Origin of the sequence: Dyadobacter endophyticus, assembly GCF_014641595.1 — a bacterium.
GTDB classification, from domain to species: domain Bacteria; phylum Bacteroidota; class Bacteroidia; order Cytophagales; family Spirosomataceae; genus Dyadobacter; species Dyadobacter endophyticus.
The window spans coordinates 1382541-1403696 of record NZ_BMIA01000001.1; the positions used below are offsets into that span (position 1 = coordinate 1382541).

Sequence of the window (21156 nt, forward strand, 5' to 3'; positions counted from 1 at the left end):
GCATGTTTATGCATATGCGTTAAGGAAACGTAAAATAGCTTCACGCATGAAATCAGGAAAACACAGCGGATATGAATAAGGACAATGAGGAGATACAAAAAGCGAAAGCCCATATTATCGTGGAGATCATCGAGTACGTACCCAATGCAGTTCTGAGCAGGACTATCATCAAAAAAACGACAGGTAATGTCACCGTTTCGGCTTTTGATGCCGGAGAGGAAATTGCCGAGAAATCTTCCGCCTTTGATACCTATATTCAAATTATCGATGGTTCGGCCGAAATTGTCATCGATGGCAAAAAGCACCAACTTGGGCTAGGTCAAGGAATTATCATTCCCGCGCATCAGAGGAATTCCTTTTGCGCCAAAGAGCCTTTCAAAATGATTTCGACAGTTATAAAAAGCGGGTACGAATGATCGGGCCTTGCCAAACAAACTGACCAATAAAGCCGAAAAAGTATCACTTGGGTTCATGCTGATCGCGACAGCAGGTCTTGGGGGCATGTGGGTGACAGCTACTTTCACACATCGTATATATGTACGCGTTAGAGCGGCGGGACCCGTTACCGGCAAAGCAGTGAGTTGAGGCAGGCCGTAAAAATCGGGCCTGGTAAAGATTCAAAATTACACTTAATCGAATAAAATGAAAACTAATGATGATTTGCAACGGGACGTTCAGGATGCAATAAAATGGGAACCACTATTGCGGGAAGCAGAGATAGGCGTCACTGCCAAAGACGGTGTGATAACCCTTTCAGGCACTGTGGATAGCTATGGCAAAAAATCAGATGCGGAAGAGGTGGCCAGGCGCGTGCAAGGCGTTAAAGTGGTGACCGAGCTGATAAATATTAAACCGCGTGATGAAACGATTGTCCGCGATGATGCTGAGCTGAGCAATGAAATATTGAATGCCTGTCAATCGACTCTGGAAATACCATCGGATCGCATCACAGTGAAGGTAGAAAATGGCTGGATAACCCTGTGCGGTGATCTGCGATGGAGCTATCAGCGTGATGCGGCGGAACGGCTGATCCGGGAACTTTCGGGAGTAAAGGGCATATCCAATAACATCACCATTAAATCTGAGCCGTCGCCTGATATGGACAAGGCGGCCATCGAAGGCGCGTTTGCACGCAACAGCGCCATAACAGAAGAAGATATTCACGTTAAAGTCGTTAAAAATAAGGCCATTCTGACAGGTACGGTCAATTCCTGCTATGAAAAAGATGAGGCTGCGCGGCAGGCCTGGAAATCGCCCGGGGTCGAGATAGTTTATAATGAGTTAATAGTAGAACATTATCCCGTTACTGTGGATAGATAATAGTCTGTTCTTAGCGGGAAAACATCCATTTCAAACGAGATAAAATCATGAATATCAACAAAATAATAGCTTCTCTGAGCTTAATCCTGCTCGCTTTTCCCTTAACCGCCCAAGTCGTCTCAAAAGATTCTCTTTCAAACCTGAAAGAACAGAGGCAAATGCTGGAAATAGGCAAAAGGTTAAACGAAAACAAGATAGAGCTGGCCAAGCTTGAAAACGAGCGGGACGGAAAAGTAGCGGCGGTATCGCAAACATCCGAGAACGCACAGAAATCGGCAGACGCTAATAAGCAGGCCGCAGACAGACTCGGGGAACAATCCCAGGACCGCAAGCTCGCCCGCAGGGCCAACAACAGCGCTGGTTCAGCCAGGTCGGATGCTAAGAAAGCCCGCAAGGCCGGTTACAGTCTGGAAAAACTCGATAAGGATATTAACTCACTGAAAGCGAGCATCCAAGATGATGAACAGAAACTGGTCGATATGCGGCCCTCTATACACCCGGAACCGATGTATTGACATTAGAATATTGTACGACTTTATCGACCCAATAACATGAACGAACCCATATCAGATAGCAAATATTTTGACGGACAATTTGTCTATGCAAAGGTGAATCCCGGGCAAAAGCTGATTATCAGACGCTATTATAAGAGAATTTATTATTGCCGGGCGGTAGATGGTTCAGAAAAGGAATATGCCTTTTTTGAAAAGGAAATTTCACCCGATTCTTAAAAGAATGAACTTTTGAGCGGCCATAATACGCGCTGGATTATTTCATGCATGTTCGTGAATTTCGATCAACGTTTGTTTCCATTGACCAAAGAAGTAGTTCCGCCTGCAAGAAATTCTCTGGATAGCGCGTGCATCTCCGTCGAGGTGACTTTAAGAAAAGACAGGTAGTCTGCAAGTGAATAGAAGTTTTGATCCAAAGCCCTTTTTCGAGTTTTATGTGACAAGGTGTCAAATCTGCAACCCGAAAAATCAAATGCAGTGTTTTCTCGTATCACATCGAAAATCATCTCCATAGTTACTTTTTCGTTTTGATCCAGTAGAATTTTGCGGTTCTGTATCACATAATCTTCTATGATTTGTGGCATCAAACCGGGTTCTGCAATGAAATCAACACAATCGGCAGTGGGGGCCGGGTGAATAGTTTCTTGCTTTCGTGCAATTACAATTCCCCCAGCTTTCCGGATCGCCCTTATTCCGTCAAGACCATCTTCTCCAATTTCAAAAAGAACAACCCCGATCGCTTTTTCGCCCTGATCAGCCGCAAGGGAGCAAAAAAAATTGTCGGTGTTTTGATGCAGCCCAAGGTCTTGGGCTTTTTCGGTGATCCATAACCTTCCCTTCCGGATAGTCATGGATCTGTCATCGGGAATAATGTAGACATGGTCTGTTTCCACGAGCACCCCATTTTGTGCCTCATGAATAGCCAGATGCAAATGTTTGGCGAGTATTTCGGCCAGTCTTGTCCGGAAATCGGATGGCAATTGCTGAATAATGACATAGGCGACGCCAGCGAGCGGCTTCTCAACAAAGAAAGATGCAATTTCGTCGATGCTGGTTTCGGAAGCGCCGATTGAGATGATATGGTGGTGCGCGTTCATATGGCAGTAGTAGGGGCTAATCTTCTGATTCGTTTGGCGTAGTTAATCCACAGAATTTATTCTGCCATCAGCCCGCCACACTTTGGTTTCGTAGCAGATGGTAGCAACACAAGGGCTGGTTGTCCCAGTGACGGGCGCAGCATCTTGCGGACGGGGCGTTGCCGCCAGCGGGATATGGCCTTCACTGGTAAATAACCCTGAGGTGGTGTCCAGTCCTATCCAGCCGGCGCCGGGGATGAACACTTCTGCCCACGCGTGCAAATCCACGGAAACCGGAAGGCCATTTTCATTGGATTGTACCAGGTATCCGGAAACAAAACGGCTGGCCAATCCCAGGTGCCGCGTTACCTGCACCAGCAGCCAGGCGGAGTCCCGGCAAGATCCGCTACCGTATTCTAATGTCTGTTCAGATGTCCAAACGCCTTGCTGTTCCCTTTTCAGATAGGTAATGCAGGTGTAGATCCTGTTATTGAGTAATACAAGGAATCCAAGAATGTCACTGGCGGATAAATCCAGTTGCGCGATAAATCCCGTAAGGGTAGGTCCCTGGTCTGTAACTTCCAGGTAGGAGAGAAGGTCTTGTTGAAGTGTGGACGGATATTTGAATGGAAAGCTTTGCGCGTAGTCGTCAATGCGGACGTTAAATGGGTCATAGGGAGTCAGTAGCGCATTTATTCGGACTGTCAAAGCCATCGACTCCATGGGACCGTCAAAATCCACGCGCGCTATAAAGTTTCCGAACACATCCTGTTGCCAATGGGTGACGTTGTTATCCGGTTGGATCTGTAGTGAATAAGATTCGATTTTCGCTGAGGAATGGGCCGTCGGCTTAAGTCTTAATTGATGAGGCGAGAGAAAAACGCTTCTGTCGTAGGTGTATACAGTTTTATGGAGTATGCTTATTGATGTCATAGCAACCTATTAGTGAAGATCAGGAGTAGAGTGACTGCTGCGGCCCGCAGGTATTTCGCCTTAACAGAAATTGCTAGAAGGACGAGAACAAGAAGAGTGCATTGAAGTTAAACAATTCCTTCGTTAAAACGGGGCATTCCGAACTTTTTCAGGACAGCGATGTGGGACATGAACGCCTTCATAAAGGTCTTATGCTCCATGTAGTTCAGTCCGAATTCCTTGGCCGTTTTTTTGACGATAGGCGCGATCCCCGGGTAATGGATGTGGCATATTTTGGGAAAAAGATGATGCTCGATCTGAAAGTTCAAACCGCCTATATACCAGCTCAGCCATTTGTTTCGCGGTGAGAAATTGACAGTAGTCTCCATTTGGTGCACTGCCCAGTCTTTTTCTATAATGCCGTCTGGGTTGGGCAATGGATACTGGGTTCCTTCCACCGAGTGGGCCAGCTGAAAGATTACCGTCAGCATCAGGCCGGCAAAGAAATGCATGAGCAAAAAGCCGGCCAGGATAAAACTGAATGGAATGTTAAATGCGAGCGTGGGCAGAGCGAAGAATATGCCGAAGTAAACCAGCTTCATCACGATCATCCCGGCAAGCATTTGCCGGTTTTGGCGTTTTGTCTGACGGTTCAGCCCTGATTTAATAAAATGAACATACTGAATAAAATCTTTTAGCAACACCCAGTACAAGGTCAGAATCCCGTAAAAAAAGAATGCGTACACCCATTGGAACCGGTGAAAGGACTTTACCGTTTCGTGTGGCGATAACTTGATCACCCCCCGGTCCTTAATATCCTCGTCCAGATTGGCCACATTCGTGTAGGTATGGTGCAGCACATTGTGTTGCCATTTCCAATTGGATACTCCCGCGCCTGCGAGGCAAATCGTAAATCCCAGCCATTTATTTACCGCCGGATTTTTAGAAAATGCACCGTGGTTGGCGTCATGCATCACGCTCATACCAATTCCCGAAATTGCGCCACCCATCAGAAGCCAGAGGAGCATACTGATCCAAAAATCAGGTGCCAGCAACATTATTGCAACGAAAGGCAGCACATAGGAAGCCAATAAAATGGTGGTTTTCAAAGCCATCCTCTTGTTGGCATACCTCGATTTATGATTTTCTGTGAAATATTGCTCAACCCTCTTTTTAAGTGTGGGGAAGAAAAGGGTTTTGTCGATAGCGACAAACTTGATTTTTGTGTCTGCATTCATGGCCTTCCAGTTAAGTCCTTGTAGTAAAATGACTTTGGAAGATACAGGGACGCTAAATCTGCTCTGGCATAGGCCGTTTAATATAAAACGTTGAAAATCAATATTTATTGTAGAAAATAATCAAAGAAATTGGAGACCGTCATCAACGCTTTTCGAGATTTATTAATCGTTTTTATGTGTTGGTGAAAAGGTGATTGCTATGCTAATTGCAGCTACCTTTATCTATGAATATCCACCTGGCTCTTCGCCGTCCGACGTTTGCAATTTTTGATACCCACCCGGTAATGCGCATGGGCCTGGCGATTCTTCTCAGGGAAAATTTTGAGGAAGCACAGATTGTAGAATCAAAGGATATGCGGGATTACAATCAGCAAGCAGGGCGACCGGAGCCTGATCTGGTTATTTACGTGTTGCATGCCGATTTTGAAGAGGAGGGGTACCCATCAATTTCAGAAATCAGACAGAAGTATTCCGGTTCGCGCGTGATCGTGTATGGGCCTGAAATGCAACCGGAGGTAATCATCGATTACTTTAAGAAGGGGGTTAACGGTTACCTGTCCAAATATGCGGATATATCGGAAATGTTAGTTTGTATTAGGTCCGTCATGAGCGGGAAGCGATATCTGGGCGCTGAGCATATGGCGTTTATATTCGAATACCTGGTTGCGAGCCATACCCCGCAAAAAAGTTGGGACCTGCTGACTCGAAGGCAGAAGGAAGTTGCCGATTACCTGGTTCAAGGAATGTCGACATCGTCCATCGCTGAGAAAACAGGCCTGCATCTTTCTACGATCAGCACATTCAAAGCCGCCATTTTTGCGAAACTGGGTATCGACAATGTTCTGGCTCTTAAAGAGATTCTGGTAATGAACGAAAACTAAACAGCATGAAACTATCCCAGCAAATTGCCAATAAGGTTTATCCGATCATGGAAGGAAACAGGCATCTTAGTTCAGAGAGGCTTAATCTCGCATTGGTGCAGGAATTAGAAGCATTGACTGCCAAGCCAATTGATCTTCTGACGAAATTATTGGAATGCAGTGGGCCCAATAGTGGCAATAAGCACATTTTTGATGAAGTGAGGCGTTACCTCGATAGTCTGCGTTGAATAAGTTGTTGGAAAAATGTAAGAGAAATCTCGCCGCGAGACAGGCCAGCCAAGGCGATGCCAAAATGGAAGCCAGCTATGAGGGATCAAAAGATTCCAGTACGCGTGAAATATAATTTGCCGCTTATTTTTCGCCCTTAACCGGATATTCACGGGCTTCAATCGCCTTAGTTATTGCTGAATAAAGTTTCGGATGCTTTTCCGTCAAGTTGCAAAGTGTTTACCTTTTTCAGCCAATTTTTAACCTTCTCTTGCGTGATCGCCTCCCACAAAACGGAGGGCGCGCGCGAGCAGGGGCACTTAAATTAATAGTCTACACGGAATATCAATGGTTATGCCAAATAAGTCTATCTTAGCATATGAAAATCAAAATATTAGTAAAAACAGATCTCCCGCCGCCAAGCTCGACATTGAAATTCAGGATTAAAAATACAACCAACTGGCGCGTTGGCTTTACCGACGGCGAAACCGGCGATTTTGTTCAGGTAGTGGATGGAATCACTTACAGCTATTCCTGGAACCAGATCGATGAATATTATTTAACTGTGCCTGTGTTACCGTAGCAGTGCCCATCACTTGAAACCCATTCATTTGAGGCATCTCAATATCCAGAAAAACCAAGTCGGGCCGGTAGTCAAGTACAGTCTGTACACTATCACGGCTTTTGGTGTAAGTCGCCACGACTTTCACCTGTGGACAGTGTTGCGAGAGTATCTACTACCCTAATCTGGGTTTGAATATTGTATAGTTAATTCATAATCGAAATACGCTCGGCTGTGATTCTCACGCCATAAGCAGGCGAACCAACCCGTTGCTAAAAAAGGGGATGAATGGTTAGTTGCAGGCTGCCAGCCTGACTCCACAGGCCATCGTGATTGCTGCGCCGAATTCACAGCGTGTAGCTCCCAGGGGGGCCATTGGTGAAATTCGCCAATGGATCGTTTCCCACGTTAACCCATTTGTCGTTGAATCCTATTAATTGGTAGGCCTATTGGTTTCGTTCTGGCTTAGACGCGCCCTGTCTCGTCGACGGCTTTGGACCGAAATGAAATTGGTTTTCCGCCATCCCCGTTTTAGCTTCCGGTGTGTGTGTAGTGAAAGCAATATATTCTGAAGAATATATATAAATTATATTGTATTATTCAATGTATCCGATATTATATATTGCATTATGTGATTTTTTCAATATTTTCAACTCATTAGCCGCATATTTAATACAATGACGTCATGCAGACCCGGCAGGGGGGCTGTTGCTATCAGACTATGTACATACAATCTGATCATTTAAAATGAATATCCAACTAAAATCACTCCATTACTATGAAGAGAAACTTACAAAAATGCAAATTCGTAGCCAAGCCTGCGATGCTCCTTCTGCTCATTTTTGGGTTACCGTTTACAATGCAGGCCCAGAGTAAAAAGATTACCGGTAAAGTGTTTTCCGCGTCCACTTCGGAGGTCTTTCCCGGTGTTAACATTATTTTGAAAGGAAATACAAACAAAGGCACTATTACGGATAATCAGGGTATGTTCTCGATCGATGCTGTGCCGGGTGATGTCCTGGTGTTCAGCTTTATAGGCTTTAAGACCAAGGAAGTTAAGATAGGTTCTGAGGCAACGTTAAGTGTTCCGCTGGAAGATGGCGGCACAGAGTTAAATGAATTAATAGTGACCGGGTCCAGAAACACCGGGCGAACCATTCTGGAAACGCCCGTCCCTGTGGATGTCATTTCCATCAAGGATATCATGGCAGACCTTCCCCAGATCGATTTGGCCCAAATGCTGGCTTTCGTTGCACCAAGTTTTAACGCGGTCAGATCCCAGGGCGGTGACCTTGACTCCCATGTAGATCCTGTTCAGCTCCGCAACATGGCCCCCAACCAGATACTGGTCCTGGTGAATGGAAAACGAAGGCACACTTCTGCGCTGCTTATTACCGGAACGGCTGTCGGCAGCCCGTCCACGTCCGTTGATTTGATGACCATTCCGGCTTCCGCCATTGACCGGGTTGAAATTTTACGCGATGGCGCTGCTGCTCAATATGGTTCGGACGCAGTGGCCGGCGTAGTCAATATTATTCTCAAAAAAGGGACAGATAAGCTGACAGGCAGCTTTACCGGCGGAGGCTATGCCAATACCGGCGGTAAGGCAGGGGAACTGACAAAGGATGGTAAGCCAGACGGATTTAATTATCAGTTTGATGCCAATTACGGCTTCAAAATTGGTGATAAAGGTTACTTTAACCTGTCTGGGCAAATTACACAAAAACGCCCGACCCTAAGACCTTTTGTGAATGACTGGGGATTTTTTGATAATACCTACCTGAATAACCTGCGGACCGATAAAAACGGAAATCCGGTCATCACCAATCCTGAGCTCGTTGCTGCACAGACCTCGGGCAACACGGCGGCAATTGCTTCGCTGACCACAGAACCGGGATTAATGGCTGCACGGGGCCTGACCAAAGCTGATTTTGCGGTTTATGCGGGTATGCCCGCCATTACCCTCGGCAGTACTTTTTACAATGCAGGTTATCAATTGAATCCAAACACTACGCTGTACAGTTTTGGAGGGGCGTCTTACAAATACCTTAAGGGATTCTCATGCTATTTCCGCCGTCCCGCACAAACTGACCGTTTCAATTACCTGCTATATCCCAATGGCTTCCGTCCACAGATGACTTCCAATACTTCGGATCTTTCCAATACAACCGGTATTAAGAGTAAGTTGGGGGAATTCAATGTTGATTTTAGCAACACATTTGGCCGGAACCGGATGCGCATAGGAATGGTCAATACCATGAATGCTTCACTGGGTTCCAATTCACCGGTCAACATGTATTTGGGTACGCACCAGTTTACTCAAAATTCTACTAACCTTGATTTTTCGCGCTATTTCAAAGATATGCTGCGCGGTCTTAACATTGCCTTTGGCGTTGAAATGCGTATAGAAAACTACAAAATCATGAAAGGTCAGGAAGAGGCTTATACCTATGGAGATGCAGGTGTGCTTACCGTAGGTAAAGCTGGTTTGCTTGTCGGACCCGATGGTAAACCTTTGGAAGATGCCAGCAGCACCCCGATCGTAGACGCAAATGGAAATCCGATCAGTGTTAGTGCGGGCCAGCAGGTTACTGTTAAATCCTTGTCTTCAAACTGCCAGTGTTTTGCCGGATTCGGGCCGAAAAACGAAAGGGATGAGTACCGCACCACCATGGCCGCTTACCTTGATGCCGAACTTGAAGTGACTAAAAACCTGCTGATCGCCGGAGCTTTTCGTGTGGAAAATTATTCAGATTTTGGTGGCGTTACGATTGGCAAATTGGCTGCGAGGTATTCCATTGCCAAAACGCTTTCATTGCGGGCTTCGATTGCTTCCGGATTTCGCGCGCCATCCCTTCAAGAGTTGAATTATACCCATACTGCTACGGCATTTGTGCCGGACGCAAACGGTATTCCGCAACCGCTTGATGTGACAACCTACCCAACCAACAGCACTGCTGCCAGGGTTTTAGGAATTCAGGGCCTTAAGCAGGAAAAATCGAGAACCTATGGTTTCGGCCTTACCTATCAGCCGGCCCATGGATTTGAAGTAACCTTAGACGCTTATCAGATTGATGTAGATAACCGTATTTTCAGGACCAGCTACTTCAATGCTTCCGAGGTAGGCAATAATTACGACGAGGTCATCGGTGGGGGAGAAGCCCAGTTTTTTGTGAATGGTGCAGACGTACGTTCCAAGGGAATTGAAGCAGTCGGAAACTATACCCTGACCCTGGCCCGTGGGAAAAGCTTCATTTTTAGCCTTGCAGCTATTTTTAGCAAAAACACCATCCTGAACAGAAAAGTACTTGATCTGAATGTTGCTAACCTTACCGAAGACCAGATCGTGTCCAAATACCTGGACCGGGCCACCATTGGTCAGTTCGAAACCGGAACACCAAGAAAAAAACTAATCGGCTCGGTTACCTATCGCGTCAATAAATTTCATGCTATGGTGAGAGGAACATACTTTGGAACGGTTACCTCCCGGTCAACTACCTCCGATGCCGAAGGTAACTTTTATGATCAGAAGTTTTCTGCGCAATCTATTTTCGATGCCAGTGTTGGCTACGATCTGACCAAGAATCTGAAATTGTCCATCGGCGGCAGTAACGTTTTTAACAAATACCCTGATATTTTACGCCCTGAAAATCAAGGTTTTTACCTCTACGACAACAATCAGCAAGGTTCCAACGGATCTTACTACTACGGCCGTGTTTCTTTCAACTTTTAATGATCATCCAGACATGAAAACATATATCAGCAAAGTTACCCCGATGTTATCGCTGGTCATCACGATGACTCTATTTGCGTTACTTAGTTCATGTGAACAACAGGACTACCCGCCCAATTTAAGTACAGCACCGGGTGGCGGCACGGTGTCGACGTATAAGGCCTATACGTTAGCTGCCGCGAATACGGAGAATATTTATGGGCGCGTCGTCTTTTACAAGTACAACAAAACGATCACCTTAGTACAGATGGGTCTTTATAACGGAGTAAAAGGTAGCTCTTATACAGCCGCCATTTTTCCCGGAAAGGTGACGGCGGCGCCCGGCACGGCCCTTAAGGTGCTCGACACAGTCGCCGGTGCTACGGGGGCGTTCGCGACCAGTAAGTATTTTAGCATTAATGAGGAGGGATTTTTCGACAAACTTGACGCCTACAATGCTAACGTAACGGTTAAATTAGGTACGGTGGTCGTTGCCGCAGGTAATATAGGCGCTAACGCAGCACCGGTAGCGGAGTCCGAATAAAAATAAGTTTAGGTAAACAAAGTCCGGGAAGATGTTTAAACAGCTTCCCGGATACTACAATTAGTTTTTTTGTCGGGCGTGCGTTTTCCGGCGTGATTGTTACAAATCAATGGTTATTTGCCAAACTCGAACCGAGGGCTAATGCCACAGCAGGCTACCTTGCTGAGGCATTAGTTAAGTAATGTAGATCTTTCCTTTTGGAAATCCGGGCGATGAAACAAAAAAATCCCCGCACTGCAAAGCAGGCAGGGATTGGGTCAAGGGATGGGATAGTGTTAATAACCTGTCGGTGGGGAACCTGCTGAAAGAGGCCAGCCCGGATTCTGGTAAATCGGCGAGGTAGTGGCATCCGCTGCTGTACCAGTCACGATGAAGTGTTGGGCGGCAATCGGGCTGAGGTAATGCGCCATGGCCCAACGGGTACCTTTGTACGAGTCGGCATTGCTTCTGATCTCGTGCGGACGAAGGTAGTTGCTCAAATCCGGGTCCGAAACAACGGCACTGTTGTTGGTAGCCCCGTAAGTAAGCTGCGCAGCCTTGAACCATTCTTTCATGGGTCCCCAGAGTTTGAAACCTTCCACATGGTAAGGTGTGTTAATCATCTGATCCATGGCACGCCATCTTTTCAGGTCCATGAAACGCAATCCTTCCGCCATCAGCTCGTTGCGGCGCTCGCGACGAATGTTGTACAGCGTTGCCGAAACGAGCCGGTTGCCCGAGTAAGCGCCCCAGTCATTGGTTTCTTTGGTCATCTGGGTTGCGGCGATCGTTTTGTCGATATCCGTACTCACTTTGGCACGTGCCCTGATTTGCTGCCAGTAGGTAGTTGCATCGCCGTCCAAAGCGCCTGTTTTCTCATAACATGCTTCCATGTAGTTCAGGTAGGCTTCTACTGCCCGGAAAGTGATCGATCCGGTGTACCCTGCCCCGTTTCCGCAATGCGCGGCGTCGTATGTGAGTCCCTTGCGGATCGTGTAGCCGGTGGAATATTTTTTCTCGTAGCTCGATTCCCAGATTTGCGGCGTCGGCTCGATTTCCGTGGCATGCGTACCCTGGGCGAGGTTCAGCAGCACGTTCTTCTGTCCGGGCTCTTTCAGAAACAGGTTCAGGCGGCCATCGCGTCCTTCGCGAACGGTGCTGATGAAGTCGTCCCCCTTGTAGCCACTGCCGGCTGCGTAGATAGGGAGGCCGTTGGCCATCAAAAAGCTCTCCACCATGCTCCGGGTCAGTCCATTGGCATAGTTACCTGCTTGCGCATTCACAGGCACATTGTGCGTAACGAGCGTGCGGTTATACTGGCGCCAAAGCAGTACTTCGCTGTATTGCGACATATTTTCGGCGCTGAACATGTTAAAATAGGGGTTCTCGTTGTTAGCCGAGAGAATAATGCCGGTGTTATTTACCAATGGCACTTTAGAAGCCACCTCTTTGGCTGCGGCCATAGCCTGGGTCAGGAAGTAGTCAATCTCGCCGTCTATGCTTCCGGATGGGAACTGGTAGCTGGCATTGTATTCCTTCGCAGCTCCGGGCCAGTCGGTTCCTTTGGGTACAAATGCGGTTCCTTTGAAATATTTGAGCCAGGTACCTTCAAAAAGCGCTACGCGCGATTTGAGCAGGTAAGCCACATTGCGCGAAAGCCGGTTGGTTCCTCCGACGGGCGCAGAAGGTTGCATCATGAGCGCGGCCGAATCAAGGTCGGAGATGATGAATCGGGCCACCTCGTTACGTGGGTTGCGGACGCTGGCGGCTGTGAGGGTTTCCTGGTTGTCGGGCAGCGTGGTGCGGAGGATCGGGAAGTCGCCCAGTGCCTGCAATTTTTTGAAATATTCAAAAGCACGCAGGAAATACACCTCCCCGATATAGTGACGGATGTTGGCTTCATTACCCGTGATTTCCGCATTTTTCAAACGTGGTACAGCCGTTTGGAGGAAGTAATTGACCTGGAAAATATTTGCGAAGTTCCAGTCGCCGGCGGTGGAAGGCACACGCCACAATCCCGGCATATACTTGTTGTCCAGCGCCGGAATAGCCATATCGTCGGTGTTACCGTCGTAGCCGAACGTGCCGAACGACCAGTTGGCGTGGGATGGGAGAATGTCCGGGTAACGTCCTACGGCATAAGCCGCAAGCTGGGACTCTTCGCGCAGGTAATCGTCAGGGGTAATGTTGGACAGCGGTGACTGGTCCAGGTAATCGTTGCAGGACGCAGCCATCAGTCCACAGACGATCGCCAATGCCGTGCTTAGTTTTTTATACATTGTTCTGTTCATTGTGACTGATTTAGAAGGTTAAACTAAGACCCGCGGCGTATACTTTCGACAATGGATAAACACTTCCGCCTGAGCCTCCGTCGATGGTTTCCGGGTCAAACATTTTGGCTGTTTTCGTTCCTGTGAGTACGTTTTCGCCCGAGATGTAGAAACGGAGCTTCTGGATCGCCAGCTTTTTGGTGAGCGCCGACGGCAGGGTATAACCGAGCTGAATGTTTTTCAGACGGATGTATGAAGCGTCCTGCAAATAGCCGGTTTGGGTCTGCTGGTTTTTGCCGCTGCCGAAAATGGGGCGTGGATAATAAGAGTCCACATTGGCACCCAGCGGGTGGTTAGGATCGGCACGGTAGTAGTCTTCGTGCTCCACCAGGCCCGTCGAGAACCAGATGTTGCTGGTTGCGCCCCAGAAGAAGTAGCTTCCCTGCCAAAAATCGCGTTTCATCACACCTTGTACGAAGCCCCGGAAATCGAAGCCTTTCCAGTCAAGGTTGATGTCCACGCCGAATGTGTAGCGGGGCGTACTGTTACCGATCAGACGCTTGTCGCCGGGGTTAGCCAGGGTGTTGGCACCTTCATTGATCACGCCGTCGCCATTCAGGTCGGCATACATGATATCTCCCGCCGCCCATTGCGAGCCGAATGCACTTTGACCGCCGTTAGGCAGGCTGGCCAGGTGTCGGTCCATTTCTTCCTGGGACCGTGCAATGCCGACGGTCTGGTATCCCCAGATATCGTTCATTTTTTGTCCTTCGCGGTACCTGGCCAGGTCGTTGGTAGGGTTGGGGTATCTCGTAATGGTGGTTTGGTAATCCGAAAGCAGGAAACGCACATTGTAGCCCAGGTCATTTTTCAGGCGGTCATTCCAGGCGATCTCAAATTCCCAGCCGTTGGTTTTCAAGTCGGTATTGTTGGTATTGGGAACAGCGGTTCCGAGAATGTCTGGCAATGTAGGTGCAGGGCCGACCATATTGACTGTTTTTCGCGAAAACCAGTCGAATGATCCGGTCAGGCGGTTGCCCAGCAGGCCAAAATCAAGCCCCAGGTCGTAGCTTTTGATCGTTTCCCAGGTCAGTGTCGAGCTGATCAGGCCGGGAGCGCCTGCCGTATTCGGGCGTGCACCGCCGATCAACCAGGCGCCATTGGCGGTACCGATGGGCTGCGTCACGTAGGTAGGATAGAAGTCTGTCGATCCATCCGCGGCTTTCTGGTTGCCCAGCTGGCCATATGATCCCCTGAATTTCAGGTTGTTGACAATCGAAATGTTGTCGGCAAAGAAGCTTTCGCGCGCCACATTCCATCCCACGGATACGGAGGGGAACAGCGTCCAGCGTTGCGCAGCACGGTATCGCGACGAGCCGTCGTAGCGCAGGTTTCCTTCGATGAGGTATTTGCCGTCGTAATCATAGTTAAGGCGTCCGAAAAAGCCGGCTGTTGCCCAGCGGTGGTAAGCGCCGCTCACGGCAGGGGCTACCACGAGTCCATTCGCATCGGTTCCGTTGGTCGTGTTGATCGTCGGTAGTTCAGGCACCATAATGCCGTTGCGGGTGGCGCTCAGGTTGCGGAACTTGGTGAGCTCGGTCTGGAAGCCGCCCATTACCTTGAAGAAATGCTTTTGGCCCAATGTCAGATTGTACTCCGAATACAGGTTGGCATTGAAATAGTTTTCCTTGTTGGCATACTCATACACCTCCGAATTGCGGCTGTACAACATCGGGTTACCGGCCACATCGTAGTTGTAAGTACGCTGCACATCCCAGTGACGGAAGTCGTTGCGGGTGCGGTAATTGATCTCTCCGAAAGTTTTCCATCCTTTCACCGGTTCGAGCACCAGTTGGAGTTGCTGATAAAGAAAATCGGTCTGGTTGCGGTCTTTACCGCCTTTGTCCATTCCCAACGCCGGCGAAGGCGAGCTGAACAGGTTGCCATTCGGGTCGTAAAGCGGCAATGTCGGCCAACCCTGACGTCCCAGGTTGTCATAGAAACCGTTGGTTAGCTGGGAAGGACGGTTATAATCTTCGCGGATAAAACGCGTCGAGTAATTTACCGACAGCTCATCGGTTAGTTTGGTGTTGATTTTCGCGGTGGCGCCGTAACGGGTAAAATCATCCTGGTTGAAGCGCATGAGTCCTTGCTGTCCCATGTAGTTACCCGAGAGATAAACCTGCGTTTTGTCATTTCCGCCGCTCAGGCTGAAATTGTGCTCTTGCGAGAGCGTGCGTTTGCGGAACATGGCCTCGTACCAGTCCACATTGGCATTACCGGAAGCATAGCCATCCGCCCAAACTGACGGGTTGGTAGGGCTTGGAATGGTGGTAGTGCTAATGCTAATGATGCCATTCTGATAGTCTTTGATGCGCTGCAAATGCTCGGCATTGAAGTGGGGCGCGCTGCCGCCGTTCTGGCCCGCGTCGTTGAAGTACAATGCGAAAGTGTAGGAATCCATCATTTTCGGCATCAGCACGGGCGTCGTCGATCGCAGGCTATTGTTGTAGTTGATCGACAGTTTGCCGGACTTTCCTCTTTTGGTCGTCACCAAAATCACCCCGAATGCAGCCCGAGAGCCGTACACGGCAGCAGCGGCGGCATCCTTCAATACCGAAATGCTTTCGATATCCTGGGGGTTAATGGCATTGAGCGAGCCTTCCATCCCGTCCACCATTATCAGCGGGCTCGACGATGAGTTTCCGATGGTTCCGGTGCCACGGATGTTGATGCTCGGGTTGCTTTCCAGCGAGCCGTTGTTTTGCGAGATGTTCAAGCCCGTTACAAGGCCTTGCAATGCCTGCGTCGCATTGCGGACGGGGCGGTTTTCGATCGCCTTCGCATCCAGGGTGGCTACGGCGCCGGTCAGGTTGACCTTTTTCTGGGTACCAAAACCTACCACTACTACTTCTTCCAGATTGCTGCTCTGGCTGTTCAGCGTGACGTCGAGGCTAAGCGTGCCCTTTGAAGCCGCCTGGCGCTCCGCCAGATTGATCTCGGCAGGTTCATAACCGATAAAAGTAAAAACCAGGATAGCGTCGGGGGCTACATTTAGCTTGTAGTCGCCGTTGGCGTCGGAAATGGTCCCGGTGGAGGTAGCCTTCGCCAAAATGCTGACACCGGGCAGTGGGCCCTGGGCGTCGCGGACTTTGCCGGAAACCGAGACGGTCTGCGCGTAAGCGGCAGCGGCGGTTAAGAGGAAAATGAAAAGGGCGCAGGACAAAAACCTGCGCAGATCAAGTAGCTTTTTTTTCATCATGGAGATGGGATTAATGTGAGGCGTTTTGAGGCTGGGTGTGAGGATAGGGCTTGTTTCTTGTCATATTTACACTTTTTAAATTGGTGGCAAGGTTCCATCTTTTTCGATTGCTGTTAACTTTGTGTTACGGAGCAATTCTTGCTTTTAGACAATTTGTGCCCCTACGCCAGGAAGTCACAACTAATCATAAGAATAATTCAAATTTAGGTTCTGTGTGGCGTAGCGAGAGGGTGTTTTTCGTCAATTACAGGGTGTTTTTCAGAATGCGTGTAAATATTCTGTTAGCAAAGTACAATTAGTAATGTCTTAGGCCTAACACGGTTTTCAGACGGATACCCTGGTATATTTCTTGGAATGGAAAGAAGTAATATGATAGCTAAGGTGGCGCGGCGGGGCGCCTGGCTGATGGTTTTTATGGCCGCATGGGCGGCTGTAAATGCGCAGCGTGCAACGGAAAATTTCAAGTTCGATCACCTGACGGTCAACGACGGACTGGCGCACAGCGACGCCATGGCGGTTACCCAAGACAGGCAGGGATTTGTGTGGGTAGGGACCAACAATGGAATCAACCGGTACGATGGCTACCAGCTGAGCACGTATAACCTTCCGGCCGTGAATGCGGCGGGCACGTCCGCCAACCGGGTACAGGTCATGCATGTGGATGGGGCGGGCAGGATTTGGGCGGGTACCGAAGGTTCGGGCATTTACTTTTATCAGGCGGATAAAGATGAGTTTGTCAGCATTCAGGAAGCGTTTTCGGACCAGGTGGGAGCCAGCTACCGTCGGTTGGTTTGCCAAACCAGCATTCGCTCCATGGCCAGCGACCGGATCGGCAACCTTTGGGTGGCCACGGCCGATTTTGGTGTGGTAAAGGTTTGCTTCGACGATTCCCGCCGCATTGCGGCTGTCTCGCAAATTCCGCTCACCTCCGCGCGCGCATACCATGCATTGAACGTGCTGCCCGACACGTCCGGGCATATCTGGATCGGCACAATGGGCAGGGGTCTTTGGGTGCTGGCGCCCGGCGCAAGGAGTGCGGTAGCGGTAGCCACGCTTTCCGAACCGGACATCCGCGCCACTTACCAGGATGAGTCCGGGCGCGTCTGGATCGCCTCCGACCAGTATCTATACCAATGCAAGAGAACGGGCCATGCGATTACCTTCGAGCGTATGCCTTACAATTTTCATGGCATTCAATGCATTTCCAGCGATTCTTACCGCCGCCTGTGGATCGGGACCAACTTCGGTTTGGTGATGCTCCGGCATGTTCCCGACGATCTGCAGTCCCTTTCGGCCACCGATTTTAAGGTTTTTTTGCCGGATGAAAATGCGGTGGGCAGTATCAACTCGTCGCGCGTGCACCAGGTCGCGCAGGACTCGTTCGGCAATCTCTGGCTGGCGGCATCGTCGGGCGGGCTCAACCGGCTTCATCTGAACCCGAAGCCTTTCGGGCACCTGTACCGGCAGAAGGGCGTTACCTCGCTCGCCAATAACTATGTCAATGCCATTGCGAAAGACGAATATTCGGGGCTTATCTGGCTCGGTACGCGTAATGGACTTTCCATTTATGATCCGGCGACGGCCAAATACCAAAATCTGATGCACCGCTCGGCGGGCGGGAGCAACAGCGGCGTGGATGTATCGGCCATATTGATTACCGACCGTTATGCCTGGGTCAGCACTCGGTATGCAGGTCTGCACCTGGTCGATCGCCAGAATGGTTTTAAAATTATCCGTACACTCAAAACGGACCCTTACCCATCCTCTTATGTGAGCATCGAACGGCTGGCGGAAGACGCGAAGCATCGCGTGTGGGCGTCGGGCGTCGGCGCAGGATTATTCCTATACAATTCCGATGGCGCGCTCATTGCCAATTTCAATAAAAATAATAGCCTCATACCCACTGATGAATGCAGTTACGTGATCTGCGAGCCTGGTTCGGACGTGATCTGGGTTAGCACAAGGAATGCGGGCGTGTTGCAGCTCCGGCTCGACGGGAACAAACTCGTGATCCTGGCACATTTCAAGCACGAGCCGGGAAATGGCAACAGCCTCAAAGTCAACTATGCCTGGCCATTGCTCAGAGATCAGGATGGTTCGGTATGGGTCGGGACCATCGGTAGAGGCCTGCATTGTATTCGGCGAAAGGGCGGCAAAACAGTGGTCGAGCGTTACGACGGACAAGTAGCGGCTAACGACATCGAGAGTATTTTGAAGGACAGTGAGGGGAATTTATGGCTTGGTTCGGACGGTCTTTACAAATTCAATCCCGCCACTCGTGGCGTGTGGCATTACCGGGTAGGGGACGGGCTGCAAAGCAATTCGTTCAAAATCGGCTCTGCGTTTAATGCAAAGGATCGCACGATGTATTTCGGCGGGACCAACGGCGTCACTTTCTTCGACCCTGAGGATATCGCATCTAATCCGACTCCTCCGGTTGTGAGGATTACAGGCCTGAGCGTGCTGAACAAAGGTACCGGGGGCGGAGAGCAAATGGGTACTTCCATGGTGCGGCGGCCATTCAACAGTCCGGAAGGTGCGGAGATCAGGGCGTCTGAGAATGAATTTTCCATTGGATTCGTAGGGCTGAGCTACCTCACACCGGAAAAGCAACGGTATGCATTCATGCTCGAAAATTTTCATAGCGATTGGGTGTACCTGCCCACCAACCAGCGGATTGTAAGCTTTGCCAATTTGCCGGCGGGGGAATATGTATTTAAGGTAAGGGCCAGCAATGGCGACGGCGTCTGGTCGGCAGAGCCTGCTACATTGAGGATCCGGATTCTTCCGCCCTGGTACCTATCGTGGTGGGCATATGGTATTTACCTGGTGATGGCCGTTGGGGCGCTGTTGCTTTACAAGTGGGTTGCCACCAGCCGGATCAAGTTGAAGAACAAACTGGAAATACAGCAATTGCAGGTTGAGAAGGAAAAGGAAATCGCAGCAATGCGGACGCAGTTCTTTACCAGCGTTTCCCACGAGTTTCGAACGCCATTGACCCTCATCCTGGGACCGATGGAGGAGTTTATCGCATCCATGAGCGGCTCTGAGTCCATGAAAGAAAAAGTGACGCTCATGCACCGCCAAACCCGCAAACTATTGGATTTGGTCAATCAGCTGCTCAGTTTCAAGAAGGCGGAATCCGGTTACGTGAGCCTGGCGGCCAGCGAGCAGGAAGCGACCGGGTTTATTACGGAGATTTACCAGATTTTCGCCGCCAAGGCCCGTGAATGCAGTATAGATTATGTTTTTGAGGTACCCGACCACCCGGTGTCCCTGTTTTTTGACCCCCATAAACTGGAAATCATTCTGACTAACCTGCTATCCAACGCATTCAAATATACGCCGCCCAACGGCAGGGTGAAGTTGCAGGTTTCCTTATATGGACAGCCGGAAAGGGATGCGGTGTGGAGCGGGAGGGAGATCGTAGATAATTATCTGGAAATGACCGTTTCGGACTCTGGTTCGGGAATTGCAGGCGGCGAGTTGGATAAGATTTTTGATCCCTACTACCAGGCCGCCCATACGGGGCCGGATATGGTCGGAACTGGAATCGGCCTGGCGCTCGTCAAAGAACTCGCGCAGGCACACCATGGCGAAGTTACCGTCCTCAGTGAGGTGGGCAAAGGTTCAGCATTCACCGTGAAACTGCCCTTTGGAAGTGCACACCTTACCGACGCCGAAATCGCCCATGAGCGGCCTGCCGAGCCGCTAAATACCCGTCAGGAACCGGACATAGCGGCAGGGCCGGCGTCAATGGCAGGGCAGGGCGGGAAGCTGCTGGTCGTAGAAGACAATGAGGACCTCGCGGAATATCTGAAAGGGGTTTTTCAGGGACATTATCAGGTTACGCTAGTAGGCGACGGAGCGTCGGCCTGGGAACTGATGGAGGATTTGCAGCCCGACCTCGTACTCAGCGATATCATGATGCCCGGACTGAATGGTTTGCAGCTTTGCGAAAAAATCAAACACAATCCCAAAACCGCCCACATTCCTGTTGTGCTCCTGACTGCCCGGGCCGCCGCCGTGCAGGAACTGGAAGGGCTGAGCACCGGTGCCGACGACTATGTTGTCAAGCCGTTCAATGTGCAGTTGCTATCGGCCAAAATCCGCACGTTGCTCCGGAACCGGGACATTTCGAGGGACTTCTACCAGCGTCAGATCCTGCTTCAACCCGCCAGCATCGCGATACCCGACGAGGAGCGGCTTTTCCTGGAAAAGGCCATGAAGATCGTCGAGACGAATCTAACTAACCCGGAATTTAATGTACAGGCGCTGGTGAGCCAAATGGCCATGAGTCAGTCGGTATTTTACCGGCGGATTAAAAGCCTGACGGGCCAGTCGGTGATCGAGTTCATCAAAGACATTCGCCTGAAACGCGCGGCGCAGCTGTTGAAAAGCCCGCATATGCGCATTTCGGAGGTGGCATTCCTAGTCGGTATCGAAGACCCGAAGAACTTTCGTGTGTCATTTCAGAAACTGTACGGAAGCAGTCCGTCTCGTTACGCGAAGCTGCATGGGGAAAGTTCGCAGGAAGCGAAGGGTGGCTACCCCGACCATGCTGCGGCGGAGAAGGATGAATGGGATTGACCAAAAGCCACCTCCAAGGTGCCGATTCTTACCGCCGATTATCTGTCGCCCAATCCACTTACGTACCCGTTTGATGCGTCTTTCATCTGGA

Annotated in this window: 16 protein-coding genes; 9 read left to right on the forward strand and 7 right to left on the reverse strand. The window is 49.8% G+C overall.

The features are described 5' to 3' along the window. The first annotated feature begins 71 nt into the window (after positions 1-71). The 3 genes from IEY24_RS05645 to IEY24_RS05655 all read left to right on the forward strand — a co-directional run bounded on the left by IEY24_RS05645 (position 72) and on the right by IEY24_RS05655 (position 1835). Positions 72-416, forward strand: coding sequence for a cupin domain-containing protein (locus IEY24_RS05645; RefSeq protein WP_188929507.1), 345 nt, complete (start codon positions 72-74; stop codon positions 414-416). A 226-nt stretch (positions 417-642) separates the two neighbouring features. After that, complete coding sequence (locus IEY24_RS05650) at positions 643-1320, forward strand: BON domain-containing protein (protein ID WP_188929509.1); 678 nt, start codon at positions 643-645, stop codon at positions 1318-1320. A 47-nt stretch (positions 1321-1367) separates the two neighbouring features. Beyond that, a complete protein-coding gene (locus IEY24_RS05655) occupies positions 1368-1835 on the forward strand; it encodes a hypothetical protein (RefSeq protein ID WP_188929511.1) in 468 nt (155 codons plus the stop codon). A gap of 281 nt (positions 1836-2116) precedes the next feature. Here the strand turns inward: IEY24_RS05655 and IEY24_RS05660 are convergent, their stop codons facing one another. From IEY24_RS05660 to IEY24_RS05670, 3 genes are all read right to left on the reverse strand, one after another. Further along, complete coding sequence (locus IEY24_RS05660; RefSeq protein WP_188929513.1) at positions 2117-2929, reverse strand: chemotaxis protein CheB; 813 nt, start codon at positions 2927-2929, stop codon at positions 2117-2119. A 42-nt stretch (positions 2930-2971) separates the two neighbouring features. Beyond that, complete coding sequence (locus IEY24_RS05665) at positions 2972-3841, reverse strand: transglutaminase family protein (RefSeq protein ID WP_188929515.1); 870 nt, start codon at positions 3839-3841, stop codon at positions 2972-2974. Positions 3842-3948: 107 nt separating this feature from the next. After that, positions 3949-5058 (reverse strand): fatty acid desaturase family protein, encoded by a 1110-nt coding sequence (locus IEY24_RS05670; protein WP_188929517.1) that lies wholly within the window; start codon positions 5056-5058, stop codon positions 3949-3951. Between the two features lie 224 nt (positions 5059-5282). Here IEY24_RS05670 and IEY24_RS05675 point away from each other — a divergent pair, with 224 nt between their 5' ends. From IEY24_RS05675 to IEY24_RS05685, 3 genes are all read left to right on the forward strand, one after another. Continuing rightward, positions 5283-5939, forward strand: a complete 657-nt coding sequence (locus tag IEY24_RS05675) for a response regulator transcription factor (RefSeq protein ID WP_188929519.1) — start codon at positions 5283-5285, stop codon at positions 5937-5939. A 5-nt stretch (positions 5940-5944) separates the two neighbouring features. Then, a complete protein-coding gene (locus IEY24_RS05680) occupies positions 5945-6166 on the forward strand; it encodes a hypothetical protein (protein WP_188929521.1) in 222 nt (73 codons plus the stop codon). Positions 6167-6525: 359 nt separating this feature from the next. After that, positions 6526-6729, forward strand: coding sequence for a hypothetical protein (locus IEY24_RS05685; RefSeq protein WP_188932353.1), 204 nt, complete (start codon positions 6526-6528; stop codon positions 6727-6729). Here IEY24_RS05685 and IEY24_RS33065 read toward each other — a convergent pair. Both IEY24_RS33065 and IEY24_RS33070 read right to left on the reverse strand, forming a co-directional pair. After that, positions 6665-6856, reverse strand: coding sequence for a response regulator (locus tag IEY24_RS33065; protein ID WP_188929523.1), 192 nt, complete (start codon positions 6854-6856; stop codon positions 6665-6667). The genes IEY24_RS05685 and IEY24_RS33065 overlap by 65 nt on opposite strands. 199 nt (positions 6857-7055) lie before the next feature. Further along, a complete protein-coding gene (locus IEY24_RS33070) occupies positions 7056-7142 on the reverse strand; it encodes a hypothetical protein (RefSeq protein WP_188932178.1) in 87 nt (28 codons plus the stop codon). Positions 7143-7486: 344 nt separating this feature from the next. Between IEY24_RS33070 and IEY24_RS05700 the strand changes: the two genes are divergently transcribed. Together IEY24_RS05700 and IEY24_RS05705 are read left to right on the forward strand one after the other, a co-directional pair. Continuing rightward, positions 7487-10441, forward strand: coding sequence for a TonB-dependent receptor (locus IEY24_RS05700; protein ID WP_188929525.1), 2955 nt, complete (start codon positions 7487-7489; stop codon positions 10439-10441). A 13-nt stretch (positions 10442-10454) separates the two neighbouring features. Beyond that, a complete protein-coding gene (locus tag IEY24_RS05705; protein WP_188929526.1) occupies positions 10455-10964 on the forward strand; it encodes a hypothetical protein in 510 nt (169 codons plus the stop codon). Positions 10965-11239: 275 nt separating this feature from the next. On the opposite strand, the gene IEY24_RS05710 is transcribed toward IEY24_RS05705, so the two are convergent. Both IEY24_RS05710 and IEY24_RS05715 read right to left on the reverse strand, forming a co-directional pair. Then, positions 11240-13234, reverse strand: coding sequence for a RagB/SusD family nutrient uptake outer membrane protein (locus tag IEY24_RS05710; RefSeq protein ID WP_188929528.1), 1995 nt, complete (start codon positions 13232-13234; stop codon positions 11240-11242). A 10-nt stretch (positions 13235-13244) separates the two neighbouring features. Next, positions 13245-16475 carry a SusC/RagA family TonB-linked outer membrane protein gene (locus IEY24_RS05715; protein WP_229221456.1) on the reverse strand — a complete coding sequence of 1077 codons (3231 nt, stop codon included), beginning with the start codon at positions 16473-16475 and terminating at the stop codon, positions 13245-13247. Between the two features lie 354 nt (positions 16476-16829). On the opposite strand from IEY24_RS05715, the gene IEY24_RS05720 reads away from it, so the two are divergent. Beyond that, positions 16830-21065, forward strand: a complete 4236-nt coding sequence (locus IEY24_RS05720; protein ID WP_188929531.1) for a hybrid sensor histidine kinase/response regulator transcription factor — start codon at positions 16830-16832, stop codon at positions 21063-21065. The last annotated feature ends 91 nt before the right edge of the window (positions 21066-21156 follow it).